The 21,441-nt window shown below is 38.2% G+C and carries 16 protein-coding genes; 6 read left to right on the plus strand and 10 right to left on the minus strand.

Annotated elements, in window-relative coordinates:
- Window positions 1–2 precede the first annotated feature (2 nt).
- The 4 genes from H5087_RS14050 to H5087_RS14065 are packed head-to-tail and all read right to left on the minus strand — an operon-like array spanning window position 3 to window position 4,231.
- Window positions 3–1,523 carry a tripartite tricarboxylate transporter permease gene (locus tag H5087_RS14050; RefSeq protein WP_182672435.1) on the minus strand — a complete coding sequence of 507 codons (1,521 nt, stop codon included), beginning with the start codon at window positions 1,521–1,523 and terminating at the stop codon, window positions 3–5.
- A gap of 3 nt (window positions 1,524–1,526) precedes the next feature.
- On the minus strand, window positions 1,527–1,994 hold the full coding sequence (locus tag H5087_RS14055; protein ID WP_182672437.1) for a tripartite tricarboxylate transporter TctB family protein: 468 nt from the start codon (window positions 1,992–1,994) through the stop codon (window positions 1,527–1,529).
- Window positions 1,995–2,006: 12 nt separating this feature from the next.
- Entirely contained in the window at window positions 2,007–2,978 is a 972-nt protein-coding gene (locus tag H5087_RS14060; RefSeq protein ID WP_182672439.1) for a tripartite tricarboxylate transporter substrate binding protein, read from the minus strand.
- Between the two features lie 11 nt (window positions 2,979–2,989).
- On the minus strand, window positions 2,990–4,231 hold the full coding sequence (locus H5087_RS14065) for an OprO/OprP family phosphate-selective porin (RefSeq protein ID WP_182672440.1): 1,242 nt from the start codon (window positions 4,229–4,231) through the stop codon (window positions 2,990–2,992).
- A 496-nt stretch (window positions 4,232–4,727) separates the two neighbouring features.
- Between H5087_RS14065 and H5087_RS14070 the strand changes: the two genes are divergently transcribed.
- Complete coding sequence (locus H5087_RS14070; RefSeq protein ID WP_182672442.1) at window positions 4,728–7,706, plus strand: DUF3857 domain-containing transglutaminase family protein; 2,979 nt, start codon at window positions 4,728–4,730, stop codon at window positions 7,704–7,706.
- Between the two features lie 526 nt (window positions 7,707–8,232).
- Here H5087_RS14070 and ylqF read toward each other — a convergent pair.
- From ylqF to H5087_RS14085, 3 genes are all read right to left on the minus strand, one after another.
- The gene (gene ylqF, locus H5087_RS14075; protein ID WP_182672444.1) at window positions 8,233–9,186 is read right to left on the minus strand and encodes a ribosome biogenesis GTPase YlqF; all 954 of its coding nucleotides are present in this window, start codon (window positions 9,184–9,186) and stop codon (window positions 8,233–8,235) included.
- A gap of 366 nt (window positions 9,187–9,552) precedes the next feature.
- Entirely contained in the window at window positions 9,553–10,818 is a 1,266-nt protein-coding gene (locus tag H5087_RS14080) for an LlaJI family restriction endonuclease (RefSeq protein ID WP_182672445.1), read from the minus strand.
- Window positions 10,819–10,830: 12 nt separating this feature from the next.
- Window positions 10,831–12,510, minus strand: a complete 1,680-nt coding sequence (locus tag H5087_RS14085) for an McrB family protein (RefSeq protein ID WP_182672447.1) — start codon at window positions 12,508–12,510, stop codon at window positions 10,831–10,833.
- A 79-nt stretch (window positions 12,511–12,589) separates the two neighbouring features.
- On the opposite strand from H5087_RS14085, the gene dcm reads away from it, so the two are divergent.
- The gene (gene dcm / locus H5087_RS14090) at window positions 12,590–13,873 is read left to right on the plus strand and encodes a DNA (cytosine-5-)-methyltransferase (protein ID WP_182672449.1); all 1,284 of its coding nucleotides are present in this window, start codon (window positions 12,590–12,592) and stop codon (window positions 13,871–13,873) included.
- Window positions 13,874–13,905: 32 nt separating this feature from the next.
- Here the strand turns inward: dcm and H5087_RS14095 are convergent, their stop codons facing one another.
- The gene (locus tag H5087_RS14095; protein ID WP_220491579.1) at window positions 13,906–14,781 is read right to left on the minus strand and encodes an LlaMI family restriction endonuclease; all 876 of its coding nucleotides are present in this window, start codon (window positions 14,779–14,781) and stop codon (window positions 13,906–13,908) included.
- A gap of 83 nt (window positions 14,782–14,864) precedes the next feature.
- On the opposite strand from H5087_RS14095, the gene H5087_RS14100 reads away from it, so the two are divergent.
- Both H5087_RS14100 and H5087_RS14105 read left to right on the plus strand, forming a co-directional pair.
- Window positions 14,865–15,401 carry a YaeQ family protein gene (locus tag H5087_RS14100; protein ID WP_024593828.1) on the plus strand — a complete coding sequence of 179 codons (537 nt, stop codon included), beginning with the start codon at window positions 14,865–14,867 and terminating at the stop codon, window positions 15,399–15,401.
- A gap of 183 nt (window positions 15,402–15,584) precedes the next feature.
- Window positions 15,585–16,190, plus strand: coding sequence for an alpha/beta fold hydrolase (locus H5087_RS14105; RefSeq protein ID WP_004334986.1), 606 nt, complete (start codon window positions 15,585–15,587; stop codon window positions 16,188–16,190).
- Here the strand turns inward: H5087_RS14105 and H5087_RS14110 are convergent.
- Complete coding sequence (locus tag H5087_RS14110; protein WP_182672451.1) at window positions 16,187–16,396, minus strand: hypothetical protein; 210 nt, start codon at window positions 16,394–16,396, stop codon at window positions 16,187–16,189. The two genes, H5087_RS14105 and H5087_RS14110, sit on opposite strands and share 4 nt — an antisense overlap.
- A 334-nt stretch (window positions 16,397–16,730) precedes the next feature.
- Between H5087_RS14110 and H5087_RS14115 the strand changes: the two genes are divergently transcribed.
- A complete protein-coding gene (locus H5087_RS14115; protein ID WP_182672452.1) occupies window positions 16,731–17,204 on the plus strand; it encodes a Dps family protein in 474 nt (157 codons plus the stop codon).
- Between the two features lie 285 nt (window positions 17,205–17,489).
- Here H5087_RS14115 and H5087_RS14120 read toward each other — a convergent pair whose 3' ends face one another.
- Complete coding sequence (locus H5087_RS14120; protein WP_182672455.1) at window positions 17,490–20,432, minus strand: TonB-dependent receptor domain-containing protein; 2,943 nt, start codon at window positions 20,430–20,432, stop codon at window positions 17,490–17,492.
- A 238-nt stretch (window positions 20,433–20,670) separates the two neighbouring features.
- On the opposite strand from H5087_RS14120, the gene H5087_RS14125 reads away from it, so the two are divergent.
- The gene (locus H5087_RS14125; protein WP_182672457.1) at window positions 20,671–21,423 is read left to right on the plus strand and encodes a LytTR family DNA-binding domain-containing protein; all 753 of its coding nucleotides are present in this window, start codon (window positions 20,671–20,673) and stop codon (window positions 21,421–21,423) included.
- Window positions 21,424–21,441 lie beyond the last annotated feature (18 nt).

Genomic DNA, 21,441 nt, shown 5'->3' on the forward strand with positions numbered 1-21,441 from the left:
AATTATGCATTTTCTTTGTCTGCACGGCGTTGCATTAAATAATCTTTTAACGGAAACAACAGCACTAAAATTGAAATTACAAATATGCTCAATGTTAGCGGACGATCCCATAAAAAGCTTAATGAGCCATCAGAAATCATCATTGAACGACGGAAGTTTCGCTCAATCATATCCCCTAATATAAAACCTAATAATAATGGTGCCATAGGAAACGACAGTAATCGCAATACTAGCGCAACTACCGCAAACCCAACCATCATAAATAAGTCGAAGGTATTAAAGGACACTAAATAAACACCAATTAAGCTAAAAAATAATATCATCACGGTGAGTACCGACTTTGGCATTGCCAATACTTTTGCAAAATAAGGAATGAGTGGCAGGTTTAAAATTAATAAAACAATGTTGCCAAAATACATACTTACAATAACCGCCCAAAATACACTTGGGTTTTCTTGCATAAGCATTGGACCTGGTTGAATGCCGTAAGCAATCAAAGCACCTAGCATAATTGCCGTAGTACCTGAGCCCGGAATACCAAGCGTTAACAGTGGAACAAACGATCCTGTACACGCCGCATTATTTGCCGACTCAGGGGCAGCCAAACCACGTAATGAGCCTTTACCAAACTTTTCTTTTAAACCTTTGGGCGCTAAATTTCGCTCTGTTGCATAAGCCATAAAACTCGCAATAGTTGCACCAGCACCCGGTAACACTCCCACTATAAAACCTAAAATAGACGAGCGACCAATCACTGGTGCTATCTCTTTAATCTCGGCTTTGTTTAACTTGGTTGAACCTATTTGCGGTGTGTCTGAGTCATTAATGTTTTTAGCATCTTTTTTCTCTGGTTTTACAACATTTACAAGCGCCTCGGCTAATGCAAATGTTGCCATAGCAACCAATAAAAAGCTTATTCCATCGAGTAAATCAGGTTGCCCGAAGGTAAATCGGTCAGTACCTGATGATGGATCAATTCCAACCGTTGCTAGCATCAAGCCAAACACCGTCATCATCATTGCTTTTAAAAATTGCCCTTTATTTGAAAATGCTGCAATAGCTGTTAAGCCTAAAAACATCAGCACAACATAATCAGGGGATTGAAAACTCAATGACACTTTTGCTAATAAAGGTGCAGCTACCATTAATAATATGGCGCCAATCGTTCCGCCTATGAAGGAGGAATAAGCAGCAATTGCCAATGCTTTACCTGCGTGCCCTTGTTTAGCAAGCGGGTAGCCATCAAAGGAGGAAGCTACCGTACCCGCTACGCCTGGCGCATTAATTAAAATAGATGACGTAGAGCCACCAAAAATAGCGCCATAATAAACACCCGCCATTAAAATCATGCCCGAATCGGCGCCAATACTATAAGTAATTGGGATCATTAAGGCAATTGCGGTAATTGGCCCCAATCCTGGTAACATACCTATAAAAGTACCTACCAAGCAGCCAGCTATAACGTACATTAAATTATTAAAGTCGAGCACGGTCGACAAACCAAGCATAATTCCATCAAACATAACTTAACTCCACAAATTGCCCGGAACCAAGTAAATACCTAATACTTGAGTCATCAAAAACCAAAAAATCACCGCAACCGGTATCGATGCAAATAGCAAAATTCCCTTACGTCTTTCCCCCATCACAAAAAAGCCCGCTAGCAAAAATGCACTGGTCGAGATTAAAAAACCAAATGGCTCAAGTGCAGCGCTATAAATCACCATTAATATCAACAAACCAATAGTGTGCAGCACGTGCGACTTCTCAAGAACATCATTGGTATTTGTTTTTTCTTTAGGTTTGATTAATGTCGACCCTATAGAAAGTAAGCACACCACAATACCAAACCCGGCATATACTTTAGGAAGTGTCGCTGAGGTAACCGTTTCGTATTCTTCAAACGGTAGTAGCGGAATTTGCCATGCAACCACAGCGTATAAAGTAAATAGCGCCAAGAATAAACTTGGCCCTATTAATTCTCGATTCGTCATTTTAAACCTCGATTACGGCAATGTGCGGATAAAGCTAAGCTCTTCCATTACAGCTCTAAGCTGCACTTCTTGCGCTTCTAGTGACTTAATAAACTCATCTTTTTCTTGAAAAAGATTTAGCCAACCGTTACGAGCTCTTACAGCTTCCCACTCAGGTGTGCTTTGCAACTCACGTAGTTTTTTTGTGTACTGTGCTAACTTTTCAAGGGGTAAATTAGGTGCCGCAAAAAGACCACGCCAATTAACAAATTCCATATCGTAACCTAGTGACTTAAGTGTGGGTATTTTTGGGTAATCAGGTAAGGGCTCACCCGATGTAACCGCTAAAATACGTGCTTGACCACCGTTAGCGACTTCAAGCGCTTCACTTAAGCCAGTAGAAAGTAAATTCACTTCGCCTGAAAGCAACCCAGCCTTCGCTTTACCGCCTGCATCGTAAGGAATATAACGCAGGCGTCGACCATCTATACCCGCAGCTTTAACTGCTTGAGCCGCCACTAAGTGATCCATACTGCCGCGAGCAGAACCGCCCGCCACTTTTACCGAACTTGGATCTTCTTTTATTGATGTAATAACATCCTCCCAAGTTTTAAATGGAGAGTCATTACGCACTACAAACGCGCCATAATCTGCAATCATACTGGCTACAGGTGTTAAATCGCGATAGCTATATGGAATTCGGCCACTTAACGCGCGCAATACGATAGGCGTTGAGTTAACCATTAAAATATCGCCTTTTTTAGTACCCGACTCAATTAAATACGCAATAGCACGACCGCCCCCACCACCAGACATATTTTGAAAAGATGCATTATTTTCAATGCCCGACTTAACTAAACCTTCGCCTATACCACGGGCTGTTGTATCCCAACCACCGCCAGGTCCGCCTGGGATTAAAAAGTGAGTATCGGCTATTGCCAATGGACTGCTAAGTACTAACGATGCTGCAAGTATGGTCGTTTGTAATGATTTAAATAATTTCATTGTGTGTCCCTTTAAAACAAATACTGCATACGTGCACTAAAGCCCATACCAGAGTCTTCGTCGCCAACCAGCACAGTAGTACCGGCACCTTCTACATCGCTGTAAATTAGATTACCCATAAACTTAATATCACTACTTACGTAATAAGATGTACCTAATGTATAAGTTGTCGCTTTTGTGCCTTGTAAGCTACTTGTAGCATCTACTTCTGAAACACGTGCCACCAACTCCCATGCATCTTTAATATTTTTAGGTTGTACAAATAATGCAGAGCTCGCTTTGTATTGACGCTGCTCGCCACCTAAAAAGTAACTTGCCGATACATGAAAACCATCAAATCGTTCCCCATCTAAAAAGTCAGCACTGTTAACTGCATCAAGCGAACGGCTTGCATATTCAGCCTCAAGCGTTAAAGAATCCACCTGATAAGCAAACTCAAGACCGGTTTGCGATAAACTATCAAGTGGGCTTGTTACACCACCAACAGCGTAATCAACAAGTCGAGTATTCGCTTCACGCACTTCACCACGCGCAAAACGTGCGCCCAATTCATTGCCACCCATATCGCGATATGAATGCCACACGCCTAAATGAATTACATCGCCAGGTGCTACACTCGACCATGTAGCACGCCCAGTAATGGCAAGAGTAAGCTTGTCGTTTTCATCGCTACCTGTTGCACCAAATGCATCATTTTTATAAACGCCTATCGCGTAACGAAAGCCTGAGTCTTTAAAATATTGATAGGCAGAAGCACCCCAACGAAAAAAGGGCGAGAAAGTATTGGCAAGCGAGCTGCGCTCAATCGTATTAATGTGCTTTGAACTGGTTAATGCATTTAACGATATATCTTCGCGAATTTTACCGACTTTAACTTTAAGACCGTTATCAAACGCATAGCGAACCCGCGCCATCACTATTTCAGCGGTCCCTTCGCCAAACTCAAGTAATAGCTTATGATCCCAATTTCCATGCTCACTCTCTACGTAAGTACGAATACGTCGCGGGAAAAAGTCGCTCCCGCCAGAGCCCTCATTATCGGCATTGTAAGCGCCATCAAAATAGTTGTAGTCGAGCTGAACCCGTCCACCAAACTCTAAATTAAAACCACTGGTTGTTTTTAGTACACTTACTTCTTTTTGTAACGCATCTAATTGCTCTTGTAGTTTTTGCGTATCGTTATCGGCTAAAACGGATGTACTTGCTAGTGCGGCAGCAACTGCCAAAGCGAGTTGTGTGTTACTTGCTTTCATTATTCTCTCCACGCTTGTGTATTTGTTGTCAGGTAGATAAGCGACGACAAACTGCTATCTAACTCGCAGCTTATTGTTAACGTGAAATTAACTAAATATTTAGAAGGTAAGGTGCATTGATGATCGTTATGTGCTTTTTGCTCATAAAATTCATGAACAAAAAGAGCAAAAGCAGTTACTGTTTATATTTTGATTTATAAACACTTTTAAAGGTTTGAATGATTACCATACGAATAAACAGATAAGATTTTTGCAGATCTAACAAAGCCCACAATAAAGTAGGCTTAACTAATTATGATTTAGCAATACAACTAAAAAATCATTTCAGGGACATTTAAGGGGGGGATAAGCATTTCGCACTTACATAGCAGTTTATTTATACACTATTAATTAACTGCTCAACAATGAATTTGTTAACATCTCATTGTCAAAAAAGCCTAAATTTGGTACATTATTCCTTCAATAGTATTTATAAAAACAACTATAAGACCCTACAATGAAATGGAACTTCCTTCGACTCAGCCCTTGGCTAATTGCACTTACCTTATTAATTTTCTCTCATAATATTTTTGCGCAGCAATATAAAATAGATAAACCAGCTAATTGGGTTAATACACATATTATTGAGCAACCCAAGAATTCCGACATAACCAAAGTACGTGACGGCACACTTTATTTATTACTCGATAACCAATCCTATATACCGAGCAGGCAAAAACAGCAACGCTATACACACTTGGTTATGAAAGCTTTAAATCAAAGTGGTGTTGATTATATAAGCCAGCTTAATCTTGATTTTGATCCAAGTTACGAGTCGCTAACGCTAAATAGCTTAACGATTATCAGAAATAATGAGCGCATTGATAAGCTTGATAGCGCGAAAATGAAGGTTATACAGGGTGAATCTGAATTAGCTGAGCGGATTTATAATGGTAGCTTATCACTCAATATTATTATTGATGATATGCGCAGTGGCGACATACTCGATTACAGCTACACAGTCACAGGCAGCAACCCTATATATGCTAATAAGTTTAGTACAAGACGCACGCTAAACTGGTCGGTACCCGTAGTGCAACAAAATATGCGTGTACTTTGGGGTAAACAAACACCTCTACATATAAATACAATAAACGGCACAGCAGATATTCAAGAAACGCTTAACAAATATGGTAAAGATTATTCTATAACTCTTTTTGAAGAACCTTTACTGGAGCAAAATTCTCAAACTCCAACATGGTACGACCCATATACACAAGTTTACTTTTCTGAGTTTGACGATTGGGGTCAGGTAGTTAACTGGGCATATCCGCTTTATCAATCAGCCATAGAAACCCCAAACAGCATTTTGGATATAGCTGAAAAAATAAAAGCAAAACACACAAAAACATCAGATAAAATTGCCGCAGCACTGCGCTTTAGCCAAGACGAAATTCGATACTTAGGGCTTGAAATGGGCACTAACTCGCATCAACCAACGTCAGCTTCAGAAACGCTTTCGCTACGGTACGGCGATTGTAAAGATAAAACAGTACTGCTTATTTCGTTATTAAGAGCGATGGATATTAAGGCCTTCCCTGCGCTAGTTGATACAGAGGAAACCAAACGTTTAAAAGAACTTCCACCTTCAGCAAGTGTATTTAATCACGTAATTGTTACGCTAAAGCAAAATGGAGAGCGCTACTGGCTCGATCCTACGGTCAGCTACCAACGAGGTACTCTCGAATATTTAGCACAGCCTGACTATGGCTATGCCCTAATAATTGATAAAGGTGAAAGCGCTTTAACGTCAATGGCGCAAAAGCCTGTACATACAAATGTATCTGTAGAAGATAACTTTTTTATTGCTGAAAAAGTATCCGAGCCATCACGTTTTGAAACCCAGTATACTTATGCTGAATTTGAAGCAATTAACCGAAGAAGTAATATAGCCAGCAGTGGTCTAAATATCGTTGCTAAATCTTATTTCGAGTATTACCAAGGCTTTTTAAATGGTCTATCAATCAATGAAGCAATGACTATTAGTGAACAAGAACAAACGGGTAAACTAATAACCAAAGAATCGTATTTAATTAGTGAATTTTGGGAAAAAACAGACGAAGGCTACGAAGCTAGTTTTTACGCGAATGAAATACAAAATAGCGTTTACGAACCAAAGCAGGTAAATCGCACCGACCCACTCTACTTTGGCTACCCCAATATAATTAACACCACAATAAAACTGCATTTTGCAGAAAAAGGTTGGGGATTTGATAGCGATCAAGAAGAAATTGATAACGACTACTTCAACTTAAAAACAACTACTGAATTTAATGATAATGTTTTAACACTGAGTTATGACTATTACGCAAAACAAGATCATATTAAAGCCGCTCAAATAGATGATTATTTAGCACAGCGTAAAAAGTTAATATCAGCAACTCATTACCCTATTCTAAAATATGCAAAGGCGAGCGAAACGTCTCAAACAACAGCTGATGTGCTAGATAGCTTTGGTTATAGCTGGCTTAAATATGTGTTGGCTGGCTATATTTTAGTACTCATATTCTTTTTCGCCGATTGGCGATTAGAGTCAGCAAAAAAAGTGAAATTTGAAGATAGTCCATTTTATGCAGTATCTATAAGTAAGTTTATTATTTACAGTATTTTAAGTTTAGGCATATTTGTTAACTACTGGAGTTATCGTAACTTTAAAGCCATTAAAGAGCGCGATAACTCAAGTATTATGCCTATTGCTCGAGGTATATTTGCTTTTTTATGGTATTACCCTTTGTATCTTGCACTTGCAGAGCACAGCCAACAACAGTTAAACAAAAATAGAGTAATGCCTAACTGGACTGCCTTAACACTCTGGCTAATGGTACTCGCCAGCGCCTTTGCTTATCGTATGGACGAATACGCAACCATAGTGATTTGTATAATGCCATTTTTATGGTTGCCTCTAGTTAGTTACATTGAACAAACCGATACAAGTAAAGAAGCCCTACATTACAACTCGCACTGGCGAATTAGGCAGTATTTAATCTCGCTTGCGTTTGCACCTCTATTATTTTTAGGCGTACTTCAAGAAGTAAATATTTTACCCAATGCTGCAATTATAAAAGGCGATAGTTTATGGCCTTACCAAGTACACTTTTTAAAACGTAATCGCCTAACACCTGAAAACGAAGAAATACTCTATTTTTATAGCGATACAATGTTTGATTACCGAGAAGACGGTAACGGAATAACCGAGAACTATATTTTTAGTTACTACAAAAACGATGACGGTAAGCTTAAATCAGATCTTAGTCATTTTAAAGACATAGAAAAAATAGAAACCACATACGGTAAAACTAAACTTGATAACACAAGTATTAAAGTAATAAAAACTGACGGTAGTGATTTCTTGCTCATTGTAGGGCGTCTAAACAAGCAGGATAAAGTACTAGTGGAGCAGATTAATTTACGTATAACAGCAAATAAAGTGCGTTAGTGGCTTAAAATATCCAATTAAGTACGAATATTTTTAGCCATAAATTAAAGGCTGTTGATCTTTAGGGGCTAAGGTTTTCCAAGCGATGCTTTTATAATAAAAATCCACATCAAATTATTTAATAAGTATTAAGCATCTATTTTTTATTAAATGGCAGTGCTAACTAACCGATTTATATATGAATAAAAAACAAGCATCACAATAATAAGAATTATTTGCATTTAGGTGTTGACAGATAGTTAGATCTAACTGATAATCAATATCAACAAGACGGATTGCATACCACTTGTTAAGGAATGAATTGATTTGTTTCTCGACCCTGAAACAACGTGTGGCGCACGTAAACAGCTATGGCTACTTGTTATGAACCGCAACGCCCCTTGATGTTGATGATGAGTAACCGCCCTACTATTTTACTTGCTACATTGCTCATATCGGTGACGGTAGATATGAAACTAAAAAAGCCCTTACGGGCTTTTTTTATGTCTGTAATTTAGTGAGTCGCATACTCACATAAATTCAACCATTAACGACGGTTTTTACGTGCGCGTGCTCGGCGTTGTTTTTTCTCTTCTTCTTTAGCTGCTTTTTTAGCTTCTGCTGCAGCGCGTAAACCAGCAACCATTACTTCTTCTTCCTCACGCATTTGCGGAGTTTCCATAGTAATACGGCCAATGATGCCGTCGCGTAATTCGTTGATTAGTATTTCAGACATTTTGTATGTGTCTATTTGGTTACCACCACGAATACAGCCACGTTTTTTACCCGCCATTTCAACAAATTCCCAATCACTTTCTGGTAATTCATCTATTTTATAACGCGCTTTTAAAAGCTCAGGGTATGCACGTAATAGGTACTCAGCGGTATAACTTGCTACTTCTTCATACTCAAGTGCTGTATCACGAATGGCACCGGTAGCGCCTAAACGATAACCTGAGTTTTCGTTTTCTACTTTTGGCCACAACATACCAGGCGTATCGTAAAGCATAATACCGTCTTCAAGCTTAATGCGTTGTTGTGCTTTAGTAACAGCAGGCTCATTACCTGTTTTTGCAACTATACGTCCAGCCAGTACATTAATTAACGTAGATTTACCCACGTTAGGAATACCCATTATCATGGCTTTAATTTGCTTATCGGCACCCACTTTATGCGGCACTAACTTTTTACAAAGCTCATTTATACGACTTACTTCAGCTGCTTTATCATGACCAAAAGAAATCGCTTTAACACCGTTTTCTTGCTCAAAATAATCTTTCCAGATTTGAGTCATTTTAGGATCAGCTAAATCAGCTTTGTTCAAAATTTTGATGACCGGCTTACCTTCACGCAAGGTTGCCACCATCGGGTTTTCACTACTGTAGGGAATGCGCGCATCAAGCACTTCAATGATCACATCCATTTGTGGCATTATTTCTTTAATTTCATTACGGGCTTTATTCATGTGCCCAGGAAACCACTGTATTCCTGCTCTACTCATTTGATTTATATGACCTTTAATTAAAGGCCGCAGCCTATTGGTACTAATATGGGTACTAAAAGTAAAACTATGCTTTTGTACTTTTCGTAATAATAAGTAAGTTTACTACAGAAGAGAGGTATAGTGCTTCTAAAAATAAAATACTAATCAACCGTAATACAATTGAGTGATTAAATGCAAAGAAGATATTGAAGCCGCTATAGGTCAATTACTCCGATATCCTTTATATCTGGGCACTGAACATTGTAGTGGAATATGGATTGTTGGTAGTAATTCACCGTTCACTGATGATTTAACATGGTTCAGCGAAATTAGAAAGAATACAGACTTAGAATTGAAGTATTTCTAAAAAGATACGCTAGCTCATTAGATAATAGTTACACTATTAAGGTCCTCTTTTTGGTTTTTATTATATAAATCAAGTATCGCCAATGGGCATTTATATAAGCAATTAATATCACCGTAGGCTGCAAGCAAATCTTTATCTTGAATACCATGTTTACTTGGTTCAGCCATATGGGCTGACTCAATCACTCCGTAGTTACCAGGGAAAATAAACATATTGGAGACTTTATTTTCAGGATAAACTGATTTTATAGCTTTAGCATAAAAAAACTGCTTAACTAAATCTGGCCAACCTGGCGCTGTTTCTAAACTTTTCGCAGCGTAATATTTAGCATCAATAACTGTAAAATGTTCTGTTTCGGGATCTCTAAGGACTATATCAGTTCTTTGCCCTTTCCTACTCGCTAACCTCAATTCACCATTTATTTTATATACTGGTTTAGCTAGTTTTTTATTAATAGGAAAAACGTTTTTCAGCGTTTTTGATAGCATATGCTCCCACATACCCTCAAACCTTTTTATTCCTATAGAAAAATCACTTTGTTGTGACATACTTTCTAATTTAAGATAGCTAATTAATTGTTTAATCAGATAGATATCACGGTCAGAGTAAGCACGTGTTAACTCATTGTTTAGGTGATAAATCTTCCCATCATTATCCATTAATGAGGCAGGAACATTGATAAGCTGCTTAGTTATAGCTTCATCATCGTTAATTAACCAGCCGACTTTCTGATCTAAATTACGTAAAACCTCCGCATGAATTTTCGCGGTCTCACAGTTGGAATATACTCGCTTGATATAACCTGCTAATTCTAAGTAAACAGGACTATCACCAGACGTATACGGTATAGATTGCTTAATCGTACGGTTCCAATCTACTTTCCCTGAGTTTACTTTCCTTTCAGATACTCGACGTGTAAAAAGGCCGTTGTTGAAGTAGTCTTCAAATAAAGCAAATATTAAACCTAGGTACTCTTGCCCATGAATGCCTTCATCAACTAATTCATCAGCACTTATAGCATTGTCTTTATCATCTAAATAACGTTTAAGTGCTTTCAATAAAGTTGCACATACCTTCTTCGAGGTTGATTCATTGATTTCTTCATAGTCACTATTTCGGGGAAGAAATACAGCAATTTGATCATCAAAGTTAATTAAGCCGCAAAACATAACTTTTTGTCCATTACCGTAAAGTAGCCCCTGCTTATTCAAATTTTGAACTAGCTTCTTGGGCATAGCTTTAACAATGTTTTGCCTATCTTCAAATAGATGTAATTTACGCATTTTTAATTACATCTATTCTGGTTGTTCATCTGCGACAACTTCTTGGTCTTTTTGCGCTTCGGTTAATGCTTCTAATAACTTAGCCTCAAAACTTTCAGAAAAGATAGGATTACCTTCTCCAAATTGATGTGACAGCTGACCGAAAGTACCTGCCACTGATGTATTAAAAATCACATCACGCTTTCCATGACGAAGTACATCATCCCAGAGATAAACTAATATTTTACCTTTTAGAGTATTATTAGCTTCTTCAATAGTAGTAAGCTCTTCATCGGAAACAAAGCGATGGCCTAAAAGACGATCTTCCGGTACTTGCAAAAAAGACAAAGTATCATTAACAACTTCAGCAAATACTTTCCAAGGCACTTCAGGTTTAGAACTATCAGCAAACGTGAGTTTAAAACTGCCATCTCCTGCCTGATTCAAGTCTATAGGTAAGTATTCGAATAACCAACGCCTCTTAAAGGCGGTGTCCATTGGCATGACTGATTGGTCACTACTATTCATAGTGGCAAGAATTGACAGGTTGGAAGGTAAGTAAAGTTCACTAAACTTATCTGATTCTTTTAGATTTTCTTTAATATGAAGCAACATATCGGGATCAGAAGCTTCTATCTTATATTGGCTTTCACCATTCATATCTCGATCTAGTAGCTGAAATATCTCACCAAAAACAGCTGCTGCTGGTGCTCTATTAAGCTCTTCAATTACAAGAAAAACATGTTTACTCGTATCATTTAAGGCTTCTATCAATGCCTTAGTGAATGGCCCAGGTCTAAACTCATAAGAAATCTTTTTTTCACCATTCGAATCTATCATAACTGGCTTTAAAGCGCCTACGAAATCACTGTACTGTGTGTCAGGGTGAAAAACCGTTGTGTAGCGACAATGGTACTCAGTTATTTTGTTTATACGATGACTCTTCCCTGTCCCTGGCGAACCATAGTAAATTTTATTTATGGCTTTTAAGTTATTAGTTGTATAAGTTGTTTGTAACTCTGTAATGGTATTATCTTTGATCTCAAACTCTTCTACATTCATTTTCGAGAAGTATGTCTTTACATCTATATCTTGATTAAAGGCATTTATAAGGACTTTAAGCTTTGACGAGTTAGCTACTACTAAATTACAAGCTAATGCGATACTTGATTCATAAACATCACTACGATCTAAAGTTTTACCTTTGGCAGCCTCAGACTTACGACCAGTTTTTATCCACCAATCACGATCTGACATAAACTTTATAAAAAAGTCTTTCTCATCTGTATTAGTGATGAGGGTATCCAAAATTTCGATAAAGTCTTTCTCTATTTCTGAACCTTGACTCCCCCAAAGCTCACTTGGAAATTGTTTCAAGTAGGTATCAATATCTTTTGCGTTATAGCCTTCTGCTCTTAAACCTTTTTTGATCTCATCTATAACACTTTTATACTCAAAAATAGCACCATATAAGTCACTAAAGCAAAGGGCATACCACAACCCAGACGATGGTACATCTGCACGTAGGCCTGCCTTCCCAATAAACGTGATTGAGAATGGGTTTATGACGTGTGTTCCAGACGAATCAACATTGCCGAGAGCTTTTATTAGTCGTGCTTTTAGCTCTTCATCGATTTGAACATCACTAGAATAATTCAATTTGGTGAATTGATTTTGACATTTATCAATTAAGGTATTGAGATTTTGTAGCAAAATTCCCTCTCACATATTGTCTGATCATTTATACAGTGCTATCCTACCAGGATTAAAACCGGATAAGTAAAACAGCATAATGAGTACTGTTTCAATGAATAACGATATAGCAAGACAAATCAAAAGTATACGAGAAAACTTAGGTTTAGGACGTACAGAATTTGCGAACTTACTTGGCATGGCTTCTACCGGTGAGCGAACAGTTAGAGGGTGGGAAACTGGTGAACACAAGCCTACAGCAAAAAAACTAACTGATATACTTAACCTAGAGTCAGAGTTAAAATCTCATTTAGACAATGCACCTTTTAAACAGAAACCTTTATCAGAATCTGAATTTACATTTATAGATTTATTTGCAGGGATTGGTGGGATCCGATTGCCTTTCCAAAAGCTCGGTGGACACTGTGTATTTACCTCTGAGTGGGATAAGTTTGCGCAAAAAACATATCTAACTAATTTTGGGGAAATGCCTAATGGCGATATTACTCAAATCGCTGCATCAGATATTCCTGATCATGACATACTTTTAGGTGGCTTCCCTTGCCAAGCTTTTTCTCAAGCTGGCCTCAAACAAGGTTTTAGTGATACCCGTGGAACCATGTTTTTTGAAATTCAAAGGATACTCACTGAGAAAAAGCCTAAAGCTTTCGTTCTTGAAAACGTAAAGCAACTTCAGGGGCATGACAAAGGCCGTACTTTAAATACTATCTTAGATATTTTAAGAGGTAACTTTGATTTAGAAATTCCAGAAGATGTGCCTTTAAGTGAAGAAACAAGACATGCGCTATCAGAGAAGTTAAATTATTGGGTTGATTATAAAGTACTTAGGGCGGGTGATTTTGGCGCCCCTCAAAACCGAGAGCGCGTTTTCATAGTAGGGTTTGATAAGAATTACTTTAAAGACTGTGACTTTGGTGAACTATTTAACTGGCCGACCCCGCCTAAAACACCAACAAGAGTAGGTGATATTTTAGAAGACTTAAGCGCTATAACCCCTAGTGATGATAAATTTACAATATCTGAAAAATTATGGGCAGGCCACCAGCGCAGGAAAGCAGAACATAAAACCAAAGGTAATGGCTTTGGTTACTCGCTGTTTAATGCTGAAAGTGAATATGCAAATACAATCAGTGCTCGTTACTACAAAGACGGCTCTGAAATTTTAATTGATCAATCAGAACTTGGTAAACGCCCTCGTAAGCTAACACCTAGAGAGTGTGCTCGATTACAGGGTTTCCCAGAAGAGTACATTGTAAATGCAGTATCCCAGGGCCAGATATACAAGCAATTTGGTAATTCAGTATGTATGAAGGTTGTAGATGCATTGGCAAAGAATGTGACCAGAACTCTACTCAGAAAGTAGTTGGTAGAGTTCATCATAAATAGCTTACAATATTAACTATACCGAGCAACTACTAATTCATTCCATAAGTTATTACTTGCTCGCCAATGTGCATAAGGCCTACGATTTCCTTCATACATTCCTGAATCAAAGAAAACATGTCCTTCTCTAACGAGATTAAGCCAGTTTTCATAACTCATTGGTTCTCCGAAAACAATTTCATGAAATACACCGCTTTCATTTAAAATACATTTAAACCAACCATTTTGATTAAATTTACGTTCTAACTTAGGTTTTATTTTAGCCTTTGTCCATTGCGCAATTAATAAGCTTTCTTTTTGTAACTCTTTGGGAACAATCTCTGATTTATTTATACGCATATCAGCAGATTTACTATAAATAGCCTGTATATCTTGACCTGGTGTAACAATTAATTTTTGCCCAAACCTGTTAAATTGCTTTACTTTGGGCACTGGCATCCCAGACCAAGAGTAACGACCATTTTTATTTGGATTAGCCTGACCAAAGGCGACTAAAAACTCCTTATCACGATTCAGTTTTTTTATTGTTGGTTCAGAACGATAACGACCCCACAACGATTTATCCGGCGACCAATCCCCAAAAGAAGTTTTCGAAGTCGTATCCGTTTTCATTTCATAACCAAGTATATCCGTTGAATTACTTGAATTTGGCTTAATGCCCATCTGTTTTTCTAACCAGTGGCCATGGCTTCCATGATGACGGTTGCCCGTTACTTCAGGCCGTTTGCCTTTTACGTTATCCATAAAAAGATCAATAATTTTTTTTCTGTTCGCTTCCATCTGATCATCCTTGTAAAATAATTTATTCATTAAAAAAGGTACAGAAAAAGTTGTATCATAAAAATTTATATCTATAAAGAAAATATTAGCTCTCTCGGCTAAACACATAACGACGCTGGCTATTATGAATTTTTAACTGGCAATTCATTTAATTGCGCTATACTGACGCAAATTTTTTCAGATTAGTTGTTATGGCTCTTAAATCCACCATTATGAAAGTGCAGTTATCGCTTAGCGATATGGACCGCCACGTTTATCAAGATTTTAATTTAACCTTGGCTCAACACCCATCAGAAACCGACCAACGGTTGATGATTCGCTTACTCGCTTTTGCACTCAATAGCTGTGATGGTTTAGAATTTACCAAAGGGTTAAGTGCTGATGATGAGCCTGAACTTTGGCATGTAAGCTATAGTGAAGAAATAGAACTATGGGTTGAGCTTGGCTTACCAGATGAAAAACGCCTTAAAAAAGCCTGTAATAAATCTAAAAAAGTGGTGCTATATACTTATGGTGAAAACAATCAAGCAATTTGGTGGCAAAAACATCAACCTAAATTGTATGAATTTAAAAATCTAAGTATTTTTAGCCTTGATTACGCAGCAACACAAGCACTTGCTGCTTTGGTTGATCGTGGAATTAAGCTCGCCATTACCATTCAAGATGGTGAAGTATGGGTAAATACCGATACAACCAATATTGAAATAAAACCGCTACAGTTAATGTAATTACGGTAGTTATACCAATTGCATTAAATTAGTTATGTATTATAGCGACAAATAAATAAGTCGATAACAAGGCGAAAATTATGACATATAGTTGTTTTATATAAATAATTTTTAACGCAGGTAGCGGATTATTTAATACGCTAGAATGATCATGTTTTTAATAAAATTGGTATTAGGGAGCATATGAAAGTTAAACACGTTATTGTTTTACATGGCTTGTATATGTCTGGCTTTGTTATGCGCCCACTTTGTTCACGACTTGAAGAATCGGGTATGACGGTATTAAACATTACCTATAATACGCTCGACCCTCACCGCGATACCATATTTGCACAAATTGATGAGTGTATTTCTAACGAACCTGCAGCGCTTGTATGCCACTCAATGGGAGGGCTGATTGCACGTGCTTACCTAGAGGCAAACTCTCCTGCTAGCCAGAATATTACGAAGGTAATTACACTGGGTACTCCACATAAAGGCAGCCATATAGCGCAAAAAATGAAGCAAAAAGGGTTTGAATCATTTTTAAAAAATAGTGTTGAGTTTTTGCTTACTAAAAATGGTAATTGGCCTTTTAAAGCTAAGCTTTATAGTATCGCAGGGGATTTACCTATTGGGCTTATGCCTTTAATAGTCAAAGGTAGCCAGTCAGATGGCACCGTATTACTAGATGAAACCAAACTTAAAGGTATGGCCGAACATAAAGTGTTTCATTTAAGCCATACCAGTATGATTTACTCGCGCCAAGTGCTCGATTACATTTTAAAGTGCTTAAACGAGAAAGATTAATCCTCAGCATTGGCTGCTATTTTATAACTAATTAAAAATATCACAGCCAGTATCAGCGGAATGGGCGCCGCAATGTAACCAAAAAAATCTGAGTTCGCAAAGCTTGCACCTGCTAAGTGCGCTACTAGCCCTAGCACAAATGCGATGACTGCAATTCCTACCACGACTAACTCTGCTTTATTTTGTTTCGCTGTTTTTGCATGCATGTTATCTCTCCTAATTATTTCGACAACATTATTATGCGCCATTAGGGTGGGTGATTTTTGACCTACATCAATAAAAAAATAGCTAAGTTATTACCTTGAATAAAGTTTGTTTTAGATCATGATTTATATACTTCTGGGTTTTATTTATTTTTGAGGGGTAGTATTTTTATTAATCAGTCCCATTTCTATTAATAGTCTAAAGTGAATACAGGTATCAAAAACAGCTAATAGGTTAAAACTATTAACTAGATACATTTAAACGATTTTACTAATTTATCGAAATTAGTAATACTTATCACAAGTTCACAAACAAACGGTTATTCAGGAGCAAGTTATGTCACATGTAAACGCAATTGGTCTAAACAGCGCAAAAAGCGAAGACATCATAAAGTCACTCAATACATTATTGAGTAGCTACCAGATTCAATACATGAACGCGCGTGGCTTTCACTGGAATATTAAAGGCCGTAACTTTTTTGAACTACACGTTAAGTTTGAAGAAATTTATAACTTATTACTTCTAAAAGTAGATGAAGTTGCAGAACGTATTTTAACGTTAGATGGCGCACCTCTACATGCATTTTCTGATTACCTTGAAGTAAGTAAAATTAAAGAAGCTAAAGGTATTAGTGATGGCGTTACAGCCGTAGAGAACCTACTTGCTGGTTACAGTACATTAATTCACATGCAGCGTGAAATTTTAACTCAAGCTGGTGATGCAGACGATGAAGGTACAGCCTCACTAATGAGTGATTACATCTCAGAGCAAGAAAAGCTGGTTTGGATGTTAAAAGCTTACTTAGACTAAAGTTAAGCAAAAAAAAGCCCTCAATGAAGAGGGCACAAATAGGGATAAATCGTTAAATAATCAAGCGATTCGGTTACTATATTAGCCTCCTCCCCATACTAAACAACGCCCCTGTTACCAGTGGCGTTGTTTTTGGTTTAAGTGGGCACAATACTTATATATTGGGATAAACGATGTATAAAAAATTACTGCCGCATTATTTTTTCCAATAAAAAAGCCCCAGCAATACTGAGGCTTTGTGAACGTAACTAATTAAGTAACTATAGTTAGTGTCGTTATTGTTGGTTAGAATTTACTTCTAAAACCAATGTAGAATGATTGTCCAATTGGGTCATACGTACCTGCATCCGTTTCAGTACCCGTGCTTGAACCACTTACACCCGATAAAATGCGTGGTGGCTCTTTATCAAATAAGTTACTCGCACCAGCGTAAAGCTCTGTTGAATCGCTGATATGGTAACTTGCTTGAACATCATGATATGTCACTGAACCAATCCCTACTCCACCTGGAGCAATACCAAAACCACTTAAGAATTGATCATCAAAGTCTGCAGCGCCAATGTAAGTTAAGCTCCAGTTAAAATCAAAGTCGTTAAGTTTATAACCAAAGTTCCAGTTAGCTTTATGCTCTGATGCACCAATCTCTCCAGCAAACTCATCTTTATCAGCGCCAGGAAGTGGAATGCTATAACCATCGATTAGGTAAGTATAAGCAAGGCGAGTTCTAAACGCACCTGGTCCAATATCAGTAGAGTACGTCAGTGTTAAATCAACGCCTTCTGTACCTAAACCACCACTGTTAGATACACCGCTATCAATAAACTCTAGTGAACCAGCACTATTATTACCTGATGGCGCACTACGACGAGTTACAAAGTCACAAAAGCTTGTATCGCCGCCGCCATAACATTGGTCAAGAATAAACTGACGAGGTGTTGATACGATTGCATCTGTAATTTCGATATCAAAGTAATCAAGCGTAATATCTAGGCCTGATATTAGATTTTCTGGTGTAAATACTAAACCTACTGTTACAGAGTCACCAACTTCTTCTTTTAAATCTTGGTTGCCACGGTTAAAGCCACTAATACCTTGTAAGTCAGACTGGTTAAGCGTGAACTCGCCATTTGAAGCGATATTAGTTGTAACACCAACATCTGTACGACAAGCATCACCTGCGGCACCACCGCCACTATTAGTAACCCCTAAACATGGATCGTTTAAACCGCTTGGAAAAGTTTGTGAAGGTGGAGAGAATAACTCATCAATATTTGGAGCACGCGTTGAACGTGCACGGGTAGCACGTAAACGTAAGCTATCCATTACTTCCCAGTCTACACCCACGTTCCAACTTTCAGTATTGCCTACTGTTGAGTAGTCAGACAAACGAACTGCTGCATTCATAGTTACAGAATCAAGCACAGGGATATTTGCTTCTACATAATACTCAGTTACGTCAAACGAGCCTTCTGTTGCTGGAATTGCATTACCCGCATTAAGGCCAGCTTGCTGTAGAGCATCAAATTCACTGCGTGAGAACTCTTCGCGGTATTCAAAACCAGCAGCGATACCTACAACACCCGCTGGTAGTTCAAATAAATCACCTGAAATATTACCACCAATAATTTCTTGCTCAACCGACGTTGAAAGTGAGCTAGGTGCACTTACAAAATTAATAGCACCTTGTGATAACGAATTGAAACCGTAAATATTTACCGGTGCACAGTTAAAGCCACGTGCTGTCGCATCGATACAAATAGCCTCATCAGTAATACCATCGCCATCTAAGTCTTGGCTATCGATAACAGCTTCTAAACCTTGACGAAAACTTTGTACATTAACTAGACCGCCTGATACTTGTTGCTCTTTTGTTTTACCATATACATAGTAAGTATCGTAGAACCAACCATCGGCTATTTCACCTTGAAAACCAAGCGCTAAACGGAATGTGTCACGCTCTGCTCGTGCTCCACGGTTACCTACATCACTTAAGCGCTTTGCAAAAAAGATATCTCGTGCGCCATCACCATCAGTATCAGTTGCTGCGTTATATATATCATCTGGAACAAACGCATTACGTAGAAGCTCACCGTTTACGTTAAATTCAATTGGTACTTGGCCATTTGCATAAATGTCGTCAGAGGCGAAAGGAAATGGCTCTAATTCAGAAACGGTCGTTGTTGCGGCGTAAGTACCTTCATAAAAAAAGCTATGTTTGTCGCTTAACTCGTAGCTACCGTTTGAGGCGAATAAATAACGTTCTGTAGGTATCGCTATCGTACGTACACCGCTTCGGTTAAAACCATTTGCAGCTACGCCATCGCCACCGTTAGTACTAAATGAGTTTTGTAGGTTGTTTGCATCATTAAACGTAAATGTTTCATCCCCAGCGCTAAAGCGACCCTGTGGCGGAAATGAAGATAAAAATGGGCTTACAGCATCAAATACAGAGCCTGGGTTTGCTGCTGGATCATCTTCAAAGAAAATACCTGAAAATTGGTCTACTGCCGAGCGGTCACGGTCACGTGAAAAAACAGCACCTTGATCCGAATACCCAAGGTGGAACATCGCGTGCCCTTTCCCATCTGAGCTTGATAAGCCTGAGGTAAAGTTAAATTGGCGTGATTCATCATCGCCTTCGCTTGATTCACCATATTGGCCTTCGAATTCAACACCTTCAAAATCATCTTTTAATACAAAGTTAACTACACCAGCAACAGCGTCAGAACCATAAACAGATGAAGCCCCGCCTGTCATAATTTCAACACGTTCGATAAATTGGCTCGGAATAGTATTTAAATCGACAGCAGAGCTACCAGGTACACCTGATACATAACGACGACCATTTACTAAAACCAATGTACGGTTAGAGCCTAAATTACGTAAATCAACAGTAGCAACACCCGCACTTGCGGTATTAAAGTTTGAGTTAGTACGGCTAATAGCTGGTGTACCAAATGCAGGGTTCTCTAATAGTAAGTCTTGAATATTTAACGACCCTGATGCATCAATCGCAGCACTGTCTACAACTTGGATAGGTGCTGATGACATTGCCTCAGCTGAACGAATACGAGAACCTGTAACTTGTACGCGTTCTATTTTAGTTATTTCGTCATCTTCTGCAGCCACACCTTGAAATGAAAAGCTTGCAAGTATCGCGCTGCTTAGCGCAACTGTTAACGACGATTTTTTAAATAGTCGCGCGCTACCTTTGTTAGTTAATGTCATATAATTCCCCTGAATTGTTATTTTTGTAACTAAATGGTTACTTCGCGGATTACAGTAAGGGGATTTATTTAAACACTCTACGGGCATTATTTATGAGGCGTAGTCTTTGGTACGAATAGCAGCTTTTATGGGATGAATTAGTACGTCACAATTATTTTATAAATATATTGTACTTTTCATAACAGTTTTTCCGCTAAGCACGGTCTTTATTATTATATACAGCAAGAGATATAAAATAATGATCGCTTCTTTTCATGCATTAACTTTTGTTAGTAACACTAAGTTTGCAACATTTTTAACAAAGCGCGTGCAAGATCACCGGCACTTTGAATCTCAATCTTTTCTTCAAACAAATAGATTAGATCAAATAGACACAGATCAATACAATGTACTGTTTTACGAACTAACCAACCTAGCTGACCCGATGCAAATAGTGCATTTAACAGAGCTTGCTAAAAAGCTGAAGTTAGTCATTATTGCCCAATCGGGACATTTTGCGAGTTTTGCCTTTGAAGTTGGCGCTGTTGATTTTTTAATATTAGATTCAACTGCATCACGTATTGATAAGTGCTTTGATAAGCTGATTCACCTTTGCCCGATCGCAAGTGCGGCCGAACGCCAATACCAGCAAAGCACACAAGCAGAAAAGCCATCATCACACATTGTGGTTAAAGATGTAGGTAAGGTAAGGCTAATTGATATAAATGATATTATTTGGATTAATGGTGCGGGCAACTATGTAGAGCTGCATTTTACCCAAGGTAATACGCCGGTACTACATCGCGAAACCATGAAAAATATTGAACAACAGCTAGAACCAGAAGGGTTTGTTCGTATTCATCGTTCAACGCTGGTAAGAAAACAAGCTATTTGCGAACTGATGCCTACTGACAGTGGCGATTATAAAGTAAGGCTGAAAAACGATATGTGTTTAAACCTTTCACGGCGCTATAAAGGGTGTTTAGAGAGTATTATAAGCCCTCTTCAATAGCGGTTTATAATACTCATG

The organism is Pseudoalteromonas sp. SR43-7, assembly GCF_014163785.1.
GTDB classification, from domain to species: Bacteria; Pseudomonadota; Gammaproteobacteria; order Enterobacterales; family Alteromonadaceae; genus Pseudoalteromonas; species Pseudoalteromonas distincta.

Excerpts from the sequence above, each read along its gene's own strand:
- H5087_RS14050 (WP_182672435.1), bottom strand. The coding sequence starts at position 1,523 with ATGTTTGATGGAATTATGCTTGGTTTGTCGACCGTGCTCGACTTTAAT.
- H5087_RS14055 (WP_182672437.1), bottom strand. The coding sequence starts at position 1,994 with ATGACGAATCGAGAATTAATAGGGCCAAGTTTATTCTTGGCGCTATTT.
- H5087_RS14060 (WP_182672439.1), bottom strand. The coding sequence starts at position 2,978 with ATGAAATTATTTAAATCATTACAAACGACCATACTTGCAGCATCGTTA.
- H5087_RS14065 (WP_182672440.1), bottom strand. The coding sequence starts at position 4,231 with ATGAAAGCAAGTAACACACAACTCGCTTTGGCAGTTGCTGCCGCACTA.
- H5087_RS14070 (WP_182672442.1), top strand. The coding sequence starts at position 4,728 with ATGAAATGGAACTTCCTTCGACTCAGCCCTTGGCTAATTGCACTTACC.
- ylqF (WP_182672444.1), bottom strand. The coding sequence starts at position 9,186 with ATGAGTAGAGCAGGAATACAGTGGTTTCCTGGGCACATGAATAAAGCC.
- H5087_RS14080 (WP_182672445.1), bottom strand. The coding sequence starts at position 10,818 with ATGCGTAAATTACATCTATTTGAAGATAGGCAAAACATTGTTAAAGCT.
- dcm (WP_182672449.1), top strand. The coding sequence starts at position 12,590 with ATGAGTACTGTTTCAATGAATAACGATATAGCAAGACAAATCAAAAGT.
- H5087_RS14095 (WP_220491579.1), bottom strand. The coding sequence starts at position 14,781 with ATGTGTTTAGCCGAGAGAGCTAATATTTTCTTTATAGATATAAATTTT.
- H5087_RS14100 (WP_024593828.1), top strand. The coding sequence starts at position 14,865 with ATGGCTCTTAAATCCACCATTATGAAAGTGCAGTTATCGCTTAGCGAT.
- H5087_RS14105 (WP_004334986.1), top strand. The coding sequence starts at position 15,585 with ATGAAAGTTAAACACGTTATTGTTTTACATGGCTTGTATATGTCTGGC.
- H5087_RS14110 (WP_182672451.1), bottom strand. The coding sequence starts at position 16,396 with ATGCATGCAAAAACAGCGAAACAAAATAAAGCAGAGTTAGTCGTGGTA.
- H5087_RS14115 (WP_182672452.1), top strand. The coding sequence starts at position 16,731 with ATGTCACATGTAAACGCAATTGGTCTAAACAGCGCAAAAAGCGAAGAC.
- H5087_RS14120 (WP_182672455.1), bottom strand. The coding sequence starts at position 20,432 with ATGACATTAACTAACAAAGGTAGCGCGCGACTATTTAAAAAATCGTCG.
- H5087_RS14125 (WP_182672457.1), top strand. The coding sequence starts at position 20,671 with ATGATCGCTTCTTTTCATGCATTAACTTTTGTTAGTAACACTAAGTTT.